The following is a 14953-nucleotide window of genomic DNA, read 5'->3' on the forward strand; positions in this document are numbered from 1 at the left end:
GATGTTCGGTGCAGGCTGCTAGTCGTGAGAAACTAGGGCGGTGATGATGAGTAGGCCACCTGGTTCCGACAGCCTTCCGGCTGCGGTGTTATTCGATTTGGACGGAACCCTGGTCGACCCGGCCGGTGGCATCACCGGCGGGATCGCATATGCTCTCGCAGGCATGGGTTTGCCGGTTCCGGAGCTGCCGGTGCTCAACTCCATGGTCGGTCCGAAGCTGGCCGAGTCGTTGCTCAGTTCGACCGAGGCGAGTCCGGAACAGCTCCCCGAGCTGATCGCGCGCTACCGGCAGTGGTACCACGAACACGCCTTGGCGATGAGCCGGCCCTATCCCGGGATTCCGGAATTGCTGGCCGGCCTGCAGGCCGCCGGAGTGCCGCTTGCCGTGGCCACGCAGAAACCGCAGGGCGCCGCGCGTGCGGTACTGGACCGGCACGGTTTGTCCAGATTCTTCGAGGTGCTTTCCGGCGCCGATGACGACGAGACCCTGCCTGCGCCGGCCGATCAGGTGCCGAAAGCCGGAATCGTCGCGGTCGCCGTGCAGGGCCTCGCCGACGCCGGTCTGCTGGACCCGGCGCCCGGCGCCGTCGGCCGGGTGGTCATGATCGGGGATCGGGAACACGACGTGCTCGGCGCGCGGGCCAATCAGTTGGATTGCATCGGCGTCGGCTGGGGCTTCGGCTCGCCCGGCGAGCTGCTCCGGGCCGGTGCGGTGGCCGTGCTGGAGTCCACCGCGGAGCTCGCTGCGGAACTCGGGGCCGGAGACTTCGTCCGGACGCGGCAGGAGGCACTCGATGGCGCTCTATGACTTGGCTCGCGGAACCACTCGCGGTCTGATCGCGGTGGCCTGCCGGCCCACGATCACCGGTCTGGAAAACGTGCCCAAAGAAGGCCCGTTCATCGTGGCCCCGAACCACCTGTCGTTTTTGGACAGCGTGCTGATCCAAACCATCATGCCGCGCAAAGTGGCGTTCTTCGCGAAAGCCGAATACTTCACCACCAAGGGCATCAAGGGTCGGTTCATGAAGTCGTTCTTCACCGGCGTCGGGTCGATTCCGGTGGAACGCGGCGAGCAAGCGGCCAGCGTGGCCGCGCTCAAATCGCTGCTGGACATTCTGGGCTCTGGAAACGGTGTGGGCATTTACCCCGAAGGCACCCGGTCCCGGGACGGATTGCTGTACCGCGGCCGTACCGGAGTGGGCTGGTTGGCGCTGACCACCGGCGCTCCGGTGATTCCGGTCGGGCTGAAAGGCACGGAAAAGTTGCAGCCGGCGGGCAGCAATGCCATCAAACCGCAGCACTTCTCGATGGTGGTGGGAAAGCCGATCTACTTCGACAAAACCGGTCCGGACCATTCGCTGCCGGCGCGGCGGGCCGCGACCGACGCGATCATGGACGCGATCGCAGCGCTCAGCGGGCAACCGCGGGCCGAAGGCTACAACCAGAGCAAAAGCCTCTGACCAGCGTGCCCGACGGCGGGAGCGCGGCGTCGGGCACTGGCCGGCGGTGCATAGTGTCGGCGCCGCAGAATAGGATGGGGCCGTGGCAGATCCCGCAAGTTACCGGCCCAAAACGGGCGAAATCCCCACCGATCCCGGGGTCTACCGGTTCCGTGACGAACACGGACGGGTCGTCTACGTCGGCAAGGCCAAGAACCTCCGGTCCCGGCTGACGTCGTACTTCGCCAATCCGGCGACCTTGCTGCCCAAGACCTACGCCATGGTGCACACCGCGGCGAGCGTGCAGTGGACCATCGTGGGCAGCGAGTTGGAAGCGTTGCAACTCGAATACACCTGGATCAAGGAGTTCGCGCCGCGGTACAACCTGGCCTTCCGGGACGACAAAACCTACCCCTACTTGGCGGTGACCATGGGCGAGGAATTCCCCCGGGTCCAGGTCATGCGCGGGGAACGGCGCAAGGGCACCCGGTATTTCGGCCCTTACACCGCTGGGGCGATCCGGGAGACCGTGGACACGCTCCTGCGGGTGTTCCCGGTGCGCACTTGCAGCCCCAGCACTTTCAAGCGGGCCCAGCAGAGCGGCCGGCCGTGCCTGCTCGGCTACATCGACAAATGCGCGGCCCCGTGCGTGGGCCGGGTCAGTCCGGAAGAGCACCGGCAGCTGGCCGAAGAGTTCTGCGCTTTCATGGGCGGTGAAGCGAAGCGCTTCATCACCACGCTGGAAAAGCAGATGGCGGCTGCGGTCGCCGAACTCGACTACGAGCGGGCGGCGCGGTTGCGCGACGACGTGATTGCGCTCCGGAAAGTCTTTGAGCGGAATGCCGTGGTGTTGGCCGAAGACACCAGTGCGGACATCTTCGCGGTGCACCAGGACGAACTCGAAGCCGCCGTGCAGGTGTTCAACGTCCGCGCCGGTCGGATCCGGGGGCAACGCGGGTGGGTCGTGGAAAAGGTCGAGGACATCGAACCTCCGGAACTGATCGAACGCCTGTTGCAGCAGGTTTACGGCGACGAACGGGACGACGACGACCGGATCCCGCGGCAGATCCTGGTTCCGGAATTGCCGGCCAACGTCGAGGAACTCGCCGAATGGCTCAGCGAGCTGCGCGGGGCGAGAGTGGAGATCAAGGTCCCGCAACGCGGCGACAAGGCCGCGCTGATGGACACCGTGGCGTCCAACGCCGAGCAGTCCATGAAGCTGCACAAATCGCGCCGGGCCGGCGACCTCACTCAGCGCTCCTTGGCTTTGCGCGAGTTGCAAGACGCCTTGGACCTGCCGATGCCCTTGCTCCGGATTGAGTGCTACGACATTTCGCACGTGCAGGGCACCAATGTGGTGGCGTCCATGGTGGTAGTCGAGGACGGGCTGCCCAAAAAGAGCGAGTACCGTCGGTTTTCGATCAACGGCGATGCCGCCCGCGACGATACCGCATCGATGTACTCCGTGATCACCCGGCGGTTCAAAAACTACCTGCAAGAACAACAGGACCGGGCCGAGGCGCTGGCCGGGCCGGTTGAGTTCGAAATCGTGCCGACTGCCGAACCCGCGCCGCGGAGCAAATTCGCCTACCCGCCCAACCTGGTCGTGGTCGACGGCGGTCCGCCCCAGGTCTCGGCGGCCAGCCGGGCTCTGGCGGATCTGGGCATCGTCGACGTCGCGGTGGTCGGTCTGGCCAAGCGGTTGGAGGAAGTCTGGCTGCCGGAGGACGAGTTCCCGGTGATCCTGCCGCGTACCTCGCAAGGGCTCTATCTCCTGCAGCGGATCCGGGACGAGGCGCACCGCTTCGCGATTTCCTTCCACCGGCAAAAACGCGGCAAGTCGATGACGGCTTCGTTGTTGGATTCGGTTCCCGGGCTCGGCGAATCCAAGCGCAAGGCGCTGTTGAAGCATTTCGGCTCGGTCAAGAAGTTGCGGGCGGCAGAAGTGCCGGAGATCACTGCGGTCAAAGGGATCGGCCCAGTACTCGGGCAGGCCGTGTACGATGCGCTGCAATCCGCGGAATCGGAGCCTGCGGTCAATATGACGACCGGCGAAATTCTGGAATCTTAGCTAGGCTAAGGGGAACCGGATCCCCGCGGGCGGTATCGGGCGAATAGACAGACAGGACGTGCGGCAATGACAGATTCAACCCCTGGGGCTGGGGCTGAAGGCGAGTTCACCCCGGTGAAACCCCAAGAATCTGAGCTGCTCGTGGTCACCGGAATGTCCGGGGCAGGCCGGAGCACCGCAGCCAACGCACTCGAGGACCACGGCTGGTACGTCGTGGAGAACCTGCCGCCGCAGATGCTCAGCACCTTGGCCGACTTGGTGGCGCGCACGCCGCAGGCTTTGCCCAAGTTGGCGGTCGTGGTCGATGTGCGGGGCAAGGCCTTTTTCAGCGACATCCGCGATTCGCTCAACACCCTGGCGGCGAGCGGAATCAGCTACCGGGTGTTGTTCCTGGACGCCAGTGACGGAACCCTGGTCCGACGCTTCGAACAGGGCCGGCGGCCGCATCCCCTGCAGGGCGACGGCCGGATGCTCGACGGCATCGCTGCCGAACGCGAAGCCCTGGCGCTGTTGCGCGATGCTGCGGACATCGTGGTGGACACTTCAGACCTGAACGTGCACGAATTGGCCAGCCAGGTGACCGGTTTGTTCTCCGATTCCGGGCCGGTGGTGCTCCGGCTGACCGTGATGAGCTTCGGCTTCAAATATGGGCTTCCGGTGGACGCGAACTATGTCGCCGACGTGCGGTTCCTGCCGAATCCGCATTGGGTTCCGCAATTGCGCCCGCACACCGGTTTGGACCAGGACGTCAGCGATTTCGTGCTGGCGGAGAACGGCGCCAATGAATTCATCAGCTTGTACGTCAAAGCTTTGGAGCCGGTGCTCGAAGGCTACCGGCGAGAGAACAAGCACTACGCCACTATCGCCGTCGGCTGCACCGGCGGCAAGCACCGCTCGGTGGCGGTCGCCGTCGAACTGGCCAAACGGCTCGCGCAACTGCCCCGGGTGTCGGTCAGTACCAAACACCGTGATCTGGGGCGCGAATAGTGGCGCTGCTCACCGGGCCGCTGCCGCTGATCCCGCCGAAGAACCAAGCGCAGAACGGCGGTTCCGATACTTCGGTGGTGGCCCTGGGCGGCGGGCACGGGCTGTACGCCTCGCTTTCCGCACTCCGGTTGCTCACCAGTGACCTGACCGCAGTGGTCACCGTGGCCGACGACGGAGGCTCATCGGGAAAGCTGCGCGACGAACTTGGGGTGCTGCCACCCGGAGACCTCCGGATGGCGCTTTCCGCACTGTGCGACGACACCGATTGGGGCCGTACCTGGCGCGACGTGATGCAGCACCGGTTCCAGTCGAAACCGGGGCGGAACAGCTCGTTGGACCAACACGCGATGGGCAATCTGCTGATCGTCACCTTGTGGGAGCTGCTCGGCAATACCGTCGACGGGCTGCGCTGGGCCGGCGCACTGCTGGGCGCCCGGGGCCAAGTGCTGCCGATGGCGAGCGTGCCGCTGACCATTCAGGGCCGCAGCCGGAAGACCGCCGAGGACGGAACCGAAACCACGCATCGGATTGCCGGGCAGTCGGTTCTGGCCACCGCCGGGATGGTGGAGGACGTCCGTTTGCTGCCGGAGAACGCCGCGGCCTGCGTCGAGGCGCTGGAAGCGATCGAGTTGGCCGACTGGGTGGTGCTCGGCCCGGGCTCCTGGTACACCTCGGTGCTGCCGCACCTGCTGCTGCCGGAATTGCGCCAAGCGCTCTGCAACACTCCGGCGAAACGCTGCCTCGCGATGAATTTGGACGTCAACGACAAAGAAGCCGAAGGCATGAGCGCGGCCGACCATCTGCGGGTGATTTCGAAGTATGCGCCGGAATTCGGGGTGGATGTAGTGCTCGCGGATCCGACCAGCGTCGGAGACCGGGACGAATTCGAGGCTGCGGCCACGGCTTTGGGCGCTGAGGTGGTGTTGACCCGGGTGCGGGCGAGCAACAAACAGGCGGTCCACGACCCGCTCCGGCTCGCCGCCGCGTTCCACGACGTTTTCGCGGGTACCTGATGGATCCGGCGACTCATTTTCGAAGACTTCGACGACAAGGCAGGAACAACAGATGGCGCTGACCGCAGCGGTAAAAGAGGAGCTTTCCCGGCTCGAGGTGCGCAAATCCTCGGTGCGCAAAGCCGAGGTTTCCGCCATGCTGCGCTTTGCCGGGGGACTGCACATCATTTCCGGTCGGATCGTGATCGAAGCCGAAGTCGATCTGGCGGCGACGGCCCGCCGGCTGCGCGTCGCGATCGCGGAACTCTACGGGCACCAGAGCGAGATCATCGTGGTTTCCGGCGGCGGCTTGCGCCGGGGCAACCGGTATGTGGTGCGGGTGGTCCGGGAGGGTGAAGCCCTGGCCCGGCAAACGGGTCTGTTGGACAGCCGGGGCCGTCCGGTGCGCGGCCTGCCTTCCGTGGTGGTCAACGGCTCGGCGGCCGACGCGGAGGCGGTCTGGCGCGGCGCATTCCTGGCGCACGGTTCGTTGACCGAGCCCGGCCGTTCGTCCTCGCTCGAAGTGACGTGTCCGGGACCGGAGGCCGCACTGGCCCTGGTCGGTTCGGCCCGGCGTCTGGGCATCGCGGCGAAAGCCCGGGAAGTCCGCGGCATCGACCGGGTGGTGATCCGGGACGGCGATACGATCGCTGCGCTGCTCACCCGGATGGGCGCGCATGAGACCTTGTTGGTCTGGGAAGAGCGCCGGATGCGCAAGGAAGTGCGGGCCACGGCGAACCGCTTGGCCAATTTCGACGACGCAAATCTGCGCCGCTCGGCGCAAGCCGCGGTTGCTGCGGGAGCGCGGGTGGACCGGGCCTTGGAGATCCTCGGCGACGATGTGCCGGATCATTTGAAGTACGCCGGTGAGCTCCGGGTCGCGCACAAGCAGGCGAGCTTGGACGAACTGGGCCGCTTGGCCGACCCGCCGATGACCAAGGACGCGATTGCCGGGCGGATCCGGAGGCTGCTCGCTATGGCGGACAAGCGTGCCTCTGATTTGGGCATACCCAGCACGGAGGCGAATGTGACATTGGAGATGCTCGAGGAATAGCCTGGGCTGAGAAAGTTTCCGCCCATCGGAAATACATCACAAAAGTGTTGCGTTATTACGATAGCGGAGCTTGGACCGCCGAAGATTCCGGTCGGAAGACCCGATCGGTGAGATGGATTAGTTGCTCATTCACACACTACGGAGGAATCGTGACATTCACGCAGTACACACTTCCCGATCTGCCCTACGATTACGCGGCTCTAGAGCCGCATATTTCGGCCAGGATCATGGAACTGCACCACGACAAGCACCATGCGGCATATGTGGCCGGCGCGAACACGGCCCTCGAGCGCTTGGCTGCGGCCCGGGAAAAGGGTGACTTCACCTACATCACCGGCCTGTCCAAGGATCTGGCCTTCCACTTGGGTGGACACACTAACCACTCGATCTTCTGGAACAACCTTTCGCCGGACGGCGGCGACAAGCCCGAAGGCGAACTGGCCGCGGCCATCGATGACGCGTTCGGCTCGTTCGACGCTTTCCGGGCGCAGTTCTCGGCGGCAGCACTCGGCCTGCAGGGTTCCGGTTGGGCGATCTTGGCATACGAGCCGATCGGCGGCAACCTGGTGATCGAACAGCTCTACGATCAGCAGGCGAATGTGCCGGTGGCGACCACTCCGCTCTTGATGCTGGACATGTGGGAGCACGCTTTCTACCTGGATTACGTCAACGTCAAGGCGGACTACGTCAAGGCGTTCTGGAACATTGCGAACTGGGCGGATTCCGCCAAGCGCTTCGAAGCGGCGCGCACCGGCGCCCGGGGACTGGTCGTCCTCTGATCGGAGCCCGGAGGCTGTTCGCACGCTGAGCATCTGCTGTAAGCTGCGTCACAATTTGTTCCACATGGTGGAAGTTTGCCCCTGCGTTTGCAGGGGCAAACGTTCTTAAACGTAAGATGGATCACGAGGCCGCTGCCGGTCCTTCCGGCAACTGTTTCGACAGGTAAGTCATCTCTGCCCAGCGTCGTGCGGGATTCGTTTCGCAATTGGCCCCATCGGCCAAATCACGAGAACTAGAAGTGCTCGCAAAAGCACTAAGGGAGATTGAACAGTGACCACAAAGATCGGCATCAACGGCTTCGGCCGAATCGGACGCAACTACTTCCGTGCGGCTCTGGAGCAGGGCGCAGACCTGGAGATCGTCGCGGTCAACGACCTGACCAGCCCGGAAGCGCTGGCCCATCTGCTCAAATACGATTCGGTCACCGGCCGGATCAAGGCGACCGTCGACGTCGTCGACGGGAACCTGGTGGTCAACGGCAAGACCATCAAAGTCCTGGCCGAGCGGGATCCCGCGAATCTGCCGTGGGCCGAGCTGGGCGTGGACATCGTGATCGAGTCCACCGGATTCTTCACCAAAGCCGCCGATGCGCAAAAGCACATCGATGCCGGCGCCAAGAAAGTGTTGATCTCCGCACCCGCTTCCGATGAAGATGTCACCATCGTTTTGGGTGTCAATGACGGCGATTATGATCCGGCGAAGCACAACATCATCTCGAATGCTTCCTGCACGACCAACTGCTTGGGCCCGCTCGCCAAGGTGCTGAACGACAACTTCGGCATCGAACGCGGTTTGATGACCACGATCCACGCCTACACCGCGGATCAGAACCTGCAGGACGGCCCGCACAAGGATCTGCGTCGCGCCCGCGCTGCCGCGATCAACATTGTGCCTACCTCGACTGGTGCGGCGAAAGCGATCGGTCTGGTGCTGCCGGAACTGAAGGGAAAACTCGACGGTTACGCATTGCGGGTGCCGGTTCCGACCGGCTCGGCAACTGATCTGACTGCAACCGTTTCGCGTGAAGTTACGGTTGAAGAAGTGAACGCCGCGTACCAGGCAGCAGCTGAGAGCGGCCCGCTCAAGGGCTACCTGACCTACACCGAGGATCCGATCGTCTCCTCGGACATCGTAACCGATCCGGCGTCGTCGATCTTCGATGCCGGATTGACCAAGGTGATCGGCAACCAGGTGAAGGTGGTTTCCTGGTACGACAACGAATGGGGCTACTCGAACCGCTTGGTGGACCTGACCGAGCTTGTAGCGTCTAAGCTCTAAACATGACATTGCACACCCTTGACGAACTCATCGCCGACGGTGTCCAGGGGCGGTACGTTTTGGTCCGAAGCGACCTGAACGTGCCGCTTTCTGGCGCTCCGGACGGAACGCAGACAGTGGCCGACGACGGCCGGGTCCGGGCCTCGCTCCCCGTGATCGAGAAACTGGCCAAGGCCGGTGCCCGGGTCCTGGTGCTCGCGCACCTGGGCCGACCGCAGGGCGTGCCGGAGGCCAAATACTCTTTGCGCCCGGCGGCCGACCGGTTGGCCGAGCTCGCGGAGGTACCGGTTTCTTTGGCCGGAGATGTTTCCGGCACCGCCGCGAAAGCCGCAGCTGCGGGGCTCTCCGATGGCCAGGTGCTGGTTCTGGAGAACGTCCGCTTCGATCCGCGGGAGACGGCCAAAGACGACGCGGAACGTGCGGCCTTCGCGGCCGAGCTGGCCGGTCTGGGCGGATCCGGTGCGGCGTATGTGGACGACGCATTCGGCGCGGTGCACCGCAAACACGCCAGCGTCTACGACCTGGCGTTGAAGCTGCCTGCTTATCAGGGGGATTTGGTCCGTACCGAACTCGAGGTGCTGCGCAAGCTCACCGAGTCGCCGGAGCGGCCCTATGTCGTGGTACTGGGCGGTTCAAAGGTCTCCGACAAACTGGCCGTGATCGACAATCTGATCGGCAAGGCGGATGCGATCCTGGTCGGCGGCGGAATGCTGTTCACCTTCCTCGCGGCGTTGGGCTATCGGGTGGGCGCGAGCCTGCTCGAGGAAGACCAAGTGGGGGCGGTGACGAACTACCTGAACCGCGCGAAGGGCGCCGGGACCCGCTTCATCCTGCCGACCGACGTCGTGGTGGCGGAAAAGTTCGCTCCGGACGCTGCGCACGAGTTGGTCGCTGCGGACGCGATCGAGTCGAGTTCCTTCGGCGGCAGCGGCATCGGGCTGGACATCGGTCCGGCCACTGCGGCAGCGTTCGCCGAGCAGATCACTGCGGCGAAGACCGTATTCTGGAACGGCCCGATGGGCGTGTTCGAGTTCCCGGCCTTCGCCGAAGGCACCCGCGCGGTGGCTGCGGCCCTGGCCGGGAGCGGCGCGTTCAGCGTCGTCGGCGGTGGCGATTCGGCCTCGGCCGTGCGCAGCCTGGGCTTCGCCGACGATGCCTTCGGGCATATTTCCACCGGTGGCGGTGCCAGCTTGGAGTTCTTGGAAGGCAAGGAGCTGCCCGGGCTGAGTGCCCTGGACCGCAACTAACCCGCACTCCGCAGGCCCGTCCTATCGGCCGGTTCAGGGGGGGCAGAGACGTCTCTGCCCACTGAGTTCCGGAATTGGGCGGGCCTGCGTTGGTTCGGCAGGTTTCGTTCTGCGTCGCGATGTTGAGTTGTGTTGCTTGAGATTTCGCGAGGTTGCCGCAAAAGCCGGTCCTGCTTGTTTGGCCCTGCGCGGCGTGGTTGATTGGCGTCATCAGTATCGCCGGACGCAACCACCGAGGAGCCACCGTGACTTCGCCGTACGACATCAGCCCGAGCAGCATGCGCGCGGTCCTCGGCCATTTCGCCACCGGGCTCGCGGTGATCACCGCCGCAGGTCCGGACGGTCCGATCGGTTTCACCTGCCAATCGTTGACCTCGCTCTCGCTCGATCCGGCGCTGGTCTCCTTCAACCCGAGCCGGAATTCGGCCAGCTGGCCGGCGATCCGCAGCGTCGGCCGGTTCGCGGTGAACATTTTACCGGCGGGCGCCGAAGCGCTCGCGCTGCGCTTCAGCCGCAAGGGTGTCGATCGGTTCCACGGCGTCGAATGGCGGCTCTCGGCGCAGGGGAGTCCGCATTTGCAGGCCGCGGCCGCCTGGGTGGACTGCGAGCTGCATACCGAGTACGACGGCGGCGACCACACCATCGCGGTGGGCCGCGTGAACGGCCTCGCGACGGCGGAGTCCGGGACTGATCCCTTGCTGTTCGTGTACGGAAAGTTCGCCGCCCTGCGCCAGGGCGCGTGGCAGGCGTTGAGCGCGTGAAATTCCAACTCCTCGACCTCGTCGCGCATCAGCCCAACCCGGTCTCCGGCCGCCTGGTGAGCGTTGCGGAACGGTTCGCGCAGACCGTCGGTTTGGCCAGCCGGGCTGAAGCGCTGGGCTTCGACTGCTTTGCGGTCGGCGAACGCCATGCCGGCCCGTTCCTGTCCAGTTCACCGGCAGTGCTGTTGGGTGCGATCGCCGCCGCGACGAGCCGGATCCGGTTGCAGACCGGGGTCACGGTGCTGACCCTCGCAGATGCCTTCCGGGCCGCCGAAGACTACGCCACAGTCGACCAGTTGTCCCGGGGCCGGCTGGAAATCACCATCGGCAAGGGGAACGAACTCGCCCAGTTCCCGCTCTTCGATGTCTCCGCCGAGCAGCAGTATGAAATCCTGGCCGAGAAATACGGCCTCCTGCGGCGACTCTGGCGGGAGGAAAATGTGGACTGGCAGGGCAGTTTCCGGAGTGCTCTCGAATCCGCAACCAGCCAGCCGCGCCCTTATGGCGGCCCGATCCGGATCTGGCACGGCTCGGCGACGTCGCGAGCTGCCGTGGAGCTCGCCGCGCGATGGGGCGACCCGCTGTTCAGCGCGAACGCGATTCAGCCGCTGGCCGCCTACCAGGAACTGATCGCCTACTACTTCGAAAGCTATGAACGGCATGGACACGATCCCAGCCGGGCCTACTTGGGCGCCGGATCCGGGGCCGGCGGGGTTTTTATCGCGGACAGCGCCGCGGAGGCGAAGCGGCAGTTCGGTCCGGTCTACGAGGGCCTGGTCGCAGCCCGCAATGTCCCGGGGAACAACTCGCCGTTCCGCGGCATCGAACATGCCATCGCGGAAGGTCCGGCCCTGGTCGGCACGGCGGAGCAGGTGGTGGACAAAATCCTGCGGTTCCATCAGAGCTTCAGCCACGATTTGCAGTCGGTCTCCTTGCCCAGCACCTTGCCCTTGGAACAACAGCTGGAGGTCTTGGAGCGCTTTGCCGCCGAGGTGATTCCGGCGGTCCGGCGAGAGGTCACGACCACGCTGTGGCAGGATGGCGATCCTTATGCACGGCGGCCCGCTTTCGCCGGCGGCCGCGGTGCGGACCCACGAAGGCCGCCGATTACCCAGCAGACGGCGCTGTTGGCGCTCTGAGCTGGACCAAGGGCAGGATCCGGCCGACGGCCGGTCAACCCCGGATGTTCAGTGGACCGCCTCGGCGAGTGCCGGTGTCCGGGCGCCGATCCAGGCCAAGAGCCGGTGGGCCAGCGCATCGTTTTCCCGGAAGGCCGGCGCGTTGCTCCCTGGCCGGCTGAACGCCCCGGTTTTCGGCGCACTGGTGAAAGGGCCGGCGGCGAAGCGTCCGGGGATCGGCCGGCCGTCCGGCCCGAGCATCCGGGCTTGCCGGTCCACCGGAACCGGTTCCGGCTGCACCGGCAAAAAGGCATCGATCAGGATCTCGGCGGAAGCCGAGCCGGCCGAGCCGGCGGCGGCGAACCGGCCGTTGCCCGGATCGGGCCAAACCCGAAGACCGGCGCCCAGAAAGCGGATCAAACCGGCCTCGTGCAAGGCCAGCAGCTCCCGAAGCCGGGCCGGTGGCGGACCGGAGGCGAGATAGCTGAAGAACGAATGCCAGCGGCCCGCCATGGCAGGTCGCGAGGCTGCGCTGAACCGGTCTTGCGGAATTGCCGAAATCGCCCGGTGGCAGCCGATCAACGCCAGGAACAAGCCGTAGCTTTCGGAGTGGCCTTCCGCGGTCCGCAAACGCAGATCAGCTGCCACGTGCCGGCTGATCTGCGTTTGCCGGTCCGGATCGGAAAGCCCGTCGAGCGGGCGGTCCAGACGGGCGAAATCGAGCAGGTCCGCCGGATCAGCCAACATCTTCCGCAGTTCGTCCGCTGGTGCGTCCCGGTCCACCGCGGCCTGGAATTCCGGCCAGCCCACGGTGATCCGGTGCGGATGCCCGGTGGCCAGTTCCTGGTAGTAGCCATGCGCGAGTTCCCGGAGCAGCAGGGGTTGCAAGTGTTGTTCGAAGTCCACTTCCCGGTGGGTTTCGAGTAATCCGCGCACGGTGCTTTCGGTCAAGTACCGCACCGCAGCCGGGCTCCCGTGCAGTTGCGGCCGGGGCTTGCAGCGGTACGGCACGCCCCGTCCCGAACCGACCAGCAGAACCGGCTCTGCCCCGGAAGGCCGGTAGCGCAACCCCTCGGACGTCTGCTCGAACCGGCCGCCGCGGCCTTCCATCAACAACACCATGAGGTCGATGAACGCCAATCCCATGCCCCGGACGATGACTTCGCGGCCCGGCGCGACCCGGGAGAAATCGCTGTCCGCGGTGTACGACGGCGGCTGGTAATGCAGGCCGTGCTCCCGGGCGAATTCCGCGAACCCGGAGTCGGTCCCGGTTTCTTCGGCATGGCCGGTGGCCAGCACCACCGCGTCCACGGTGAGCGGAGCGAAACCGGAGGAAAGCCGGACTCGGTGCCGGTCGCCGGCCGCGGGCTCGACCGCCTCGGCCCGGCAGCGGTGCCAATGCACGGTGACCTCCGGAGGCATGGCACGGAGCACCCCGGCGTAGCACCACTGCAGGTAACGCGCGTGCAGCACCCGGCTGGGGAAGCTCTGCGGGGACAGCGAAGCCGCTTCGTCGGCCAACTCCGGGTTCCAGTCGGGAAGCTCCCGGATCCGGCCTTCGCGGATCCCGGCGGCCCATTCGGCCAGGGACGGGCCGGGCGCGGGCGGGCCGGCCATCCGGACACTGGAGTCGGTGAACATGGTCACCTCGCCGGCCAAGGAATTCAGCTTCAGCAGAGCAGACTGTCCGCGTCGCCAGATCCGTCCTGAACCCGGTTCGAAGGGTTCCACCACATGTATGTCCAAAGGACCGGAAGAAGCGCCCGAATTCTTGGCCAAGCGTTCCAGGATGCCCAGTGTCCGCGGCCCGCCGCCGATGAATGCGATACTCGATTCCCGCTGTTGAGGCATGGTTCTCCTGTTGGATTCCAGGTGTTCTGCCAGGACTGTACGTGCTGCGCCGGGTGGCCGCCAGTGCCGGTTCGCCTGCGGTCAAAGACCGTAACCGGCGTTCACCGGAGGACCCATCCCGCCATGAACCGAAGTCATCCGGAGCCATCTCCCGACGTCTGGCGACGCCGGAGTACCACCGGGGTCACCGGCGTTGACCCGGGATCAGCCGGGCCATACCGTCGAGCCACGAGTACCGGTCGAGGGGAAGGAACAGGCAGTGGGCATCGAATTTCTGGGTATGGGCGCGCTCAATGACGGGACCGAAATCCAACCGCGCAGCGGCCCGGTGTTCGACCGTGAATATGCGGCGAGGCTGGCCCGGGTGCACGAGGAGAACGGCTTTACCCGGGTGCTTTTCGCTTACAGTTCGGGCAGCCCGGATCCGGCGCAGGCCGCAGCCTACGTCGCGGGGCAGACGACGAGCCTGGGTCTGCTGGTGGCGCATCGGCCGAACGTTTCAGCACCGACCTTCGCGGCCAAGACCTATGCCACTTTGGACCAGGTCTCGGATGGCCGGGTGGCGGTGCATTTCATCACCGGGGGCTCGACCGCGGATCAGGCAGCCGAAGGGGACCACCTGAGCAAGGACGAGCGGTACGTGCGCACCGGAGAATACCTGCAGATCGTCAAAAAGGCCTGGACTGAACGGGGCCGTTTCGATTATGCCGGGCGGCACTACCGGCTTCAGGACTTCGCCCTGGACTTCCAACCAGTGCAACAGCCCAGGCCGCTGATCTCCTTCGGCGGGTCATCCGAGGCGGCCTATCGGATCGGAGCCGCCGAATCCGATGTCTTCGCGCTGTGGGGCGAAACCCTGGAGGGCACGGCCGAGCAGATCCGTTCGATCCGGCAGGCTGCGGCCGACGCCGGGCGCACGGTGCCGCCGCGGATCCAAATCGCGTTCCGGCCGATCCTGGGCAGCACCCGGGCACGGGCCTGGCAGCGTGCCGAAGAAATCGCGGATCGGCTCGCGGACCGGGTCAAGGGGGCCACCGTCTTCCGGCACCGCCGTTCGCTCACCGACCCGGAGAACAGCGGATCCCAGCGGCTGTTGCGGTTGGCCGCGCAGGGCGAAAAGTTCGGCACGGCGCTTTGGACCAAAACCGCGCAGCTGACCGGCGGGGGAGGGAACTCCAACGCCTTGGTGGGTACTCCGGAGATCGTCGCCGAGGCCTTGCTGGAATACCTCAAGCTCGGCGTGGACATCATTTCGGTGCGCGGCTACGACACCCTGCAAGACGCCGAGGACTTCGGCAAACAGGTGATTCCCTTGGTGCGGCAGGAAGCGGCACGCCTCGGGCTGGGCCAGCCGCAGTCGGCCGAGGTGGCTTGA

13 protein-coding genes are annotated in these 14953 nt (G+C 65.6%); 12 read left to right on the top strand and 1 reads right to left on the bottom strand.

Annotated elements, in window-relative coordinates:
- The first annotated feature begins 46 nt into the window (after positions 1 to 46).
- The 11 genes from JOE69_RS17615 (at position 47) to JOE69_RS17665 (ending at position 11748) form a co-directional block, all read left to right on the top strand.
- On the top strand, positions 47 to 808 hold the full coding sequence (locus JOE69_RS17615; RefSeq protein ID WP_309800990.1) for an HAD hydrolase-like protein: 762 nt from the start codon (positions 47 to 49) through the stop codon (positions 806 to 808).
- On the top strand, positions 795 to 1460 hold the full coding sequence (locus JOE69_RS17620; RefSeq protein ID WP_296361656.1) for a lysophospholipid acyltransferase family protein: 666 nt from the start codon (positions 795 to 797) through the stop codon (positions 1458 to 1460). The genes JOE69_RS17615 and JOE69_RS17620 overlap by 14 nt, the downstream gene beginning before the upstream one ends.
- Positions 1461 to 1542: 82 nt before the next feature.
- Complete coding sequence (uvrC, locus tag JOE69_RS17625) at positions 1543 to 3510, top strand: excinuclease ABC subunit UvrC (protein ID WP_309800992.1); 1968 nt, start codon at positions 1543 to 1545, stop codon at positions 3508 to 3510.
- Positions 3511 to 3576: 66 nt separating this feature from the next.
- Entirely contained in the window at positions 3577 to 4497 is a 921-nt protein-coding gene (rapZ, locus tag JOE69_RS17630) for an RNase adapter RapZ (RefSeq protein WP_296361659.1), read from the top strand.
- Positions 4497 to 5510: a gluconeogenesis factor YvcK family protein gene (locus JOE69_RS17635; protein ID WP_309800994.1), complete on the top strand. Its 1014-nt coding sequence runs from the start codon at positions 4497 to 4499 to the stop codon at positions 5508 to 5510. The genes rapZ and JOE69_RS17635 overlap by 1 nt, the downstream gene beginning before the upstream one ends.
- Positions 5511 to 5562: 52 nt before the next feature.
- Positions 5563 to 6543, top strand: coding sequence for a DNA-binding protein WhiA (gene whiA / locus JOE69_RS17640; RefSeq protein WP_296361664.1), 981 nt, complete (start codon positions 5563 to 5565; stop codon positions 6541 to 6543).
- 149 nt (positions 6544 to 6692) lie between these two features.
- A complete protein-coding gene (locus JOE69_RS17645; RefSeq protein WP_296361666.1) occupies positions 6693 to 7322 on the top strand; it encodes a superoxide dismutase in 630 nt (209 codons plus the stop codon).
- A 271-nt stretch (positions 7323 to 7593) separates the two neighbouring features.
- Positions 7594 to 8601, top strand: a complete 1008-nt coding sequence (gene gap, locus JOE69_RS17650; protein WP_296361667.1) for a type I glyceraldehyde-3-phosphate dehydrogenase — start codon at positions 7594 to 7596, stop codon at positions 8599 to 8601.
- 2 nt (positions 8602 to 8603) lie between these two features.
- Positions 8604 to 9848: a phosphoglycerate kinase gene (locus JOE69_RS17655; protein ID WP_296361668.1), complete on the top strand. Its 1245-nt coding sequence runs from the start codon at positions 8604 to 8606 to the stop codon at positions 9846 to 9848.
- A gap of 245 nt (positions 9849 to 10093) precedes the next feature.
- Positions 10094 to 10609 (top strand): flavin reductase family protein, encoded by a 516-nt coding sequence (locus tag JOE69_RS17660; RefSeq protein WP_309800999.1) that lies wholly within the window; start codon positions 10094 to 10096, stop codon positions 10607 to 10609.
- Positions 10606 to 11748 (top strand): LLM class flavin-dependent oxidoreductase, encoded by a 1143-nt coding sequence (locus JOE69_RS17665; RefSeq protein WP_309801001.1) that lies wholly within the window; start codon positions 10606 to 10608, stop codon positions 11746 to 11748. Before JOE69_RS17660 ends, JOE69_RS17665 begins: the two co-directional genes overlap by 4 nt.
- A gap of 48 nt (positions 11749 to 11796) precedes the next feature.
- Here JOE69_RS17665 and JOE69_RS17670 read toward each other — a convergent pair whose 3' ends face one another.
- Positions 11797 to 13578 (bottom strand): FAD/NAD(P)-binding protein, encoded by a 1782-nt coding sequence (locus JOE69_RS17670; RefSeq protein ID WP_309801003.1) that lies wholly within the window; start codon positions 13576 to 13578, stop codon positions 11797 to 11799.
- Between the two features lie 259 nt (positions 13579 to 13837).
- Between JOE69_RS17670 and JOE69_RS17675 the strand changes: the two genes are divergently transcribed.
- A complete protein-coding gene (locus JOE69_RS17675; RefSeq protein ID WP_309801004.1) occupies positions 13838 to 14953 on the top strand; it encodes an LLM class flavin-dependent oxidoreductase in 1116 nt (371 codons plus the stop codon).

Source organism: Arthrobacter russicus, from assembly GCF_031454135.1.
GTDB classification, from domain to species: Bacteria; Actinomycetota; Actinomycetes; order Actinomycetales; family Micrococcaceae; genus Renibacterium; species Renibacterium russicum.

What these genes read in the sequence shown, in the direction of transcription:
- JOE69_RS17615 (WP_309800990.1), top strand. Translation starts at nt 47, where the DNA reads ATGAGTAGGCCACCTGGTTCCGACAGCCTTCCGGCTGCGGTGTTATTC.
- JOE69_RS17620 (WP_296361656.1), top strand. Translation starts at nt 795, where the DNA reads ATGGCGCTCTATGACTTGGCTCGCGGAACCACTCGCGGTCTGATCGCG.
- rapZ (WP_296361659.1), top strand. Translation starts at nt 3,577, where the DNA reads ATGACAGATTCAACCCCTGGGGCTGGGGCTGAAGGCGAGTTCACCCCG.
- whiA (WP_296361664.1), top strand. Translation starts at nt 5,563, where the DNA reads ATGGCGCTGACCGCAGCGGTAAAAGAGGAGCTTTCCCGGCTCGAGGTG.
- JOE69_RS17655 (WP_296361668.1), top strand. Translation starts at nt 8,604, where the DNA reads ATGACATTGCACACCCTTGACGAACTCATCGCCGACGGTGTCCAGGGG.
- JOE69_RS17670 (WP_309801003.1), bottom strand. Translation starts at nt 13,578, where the DNA reads ATGCCTCAACAGCGGGAATCGAGTATCGCATTCATCGGCGGCGGGCCG.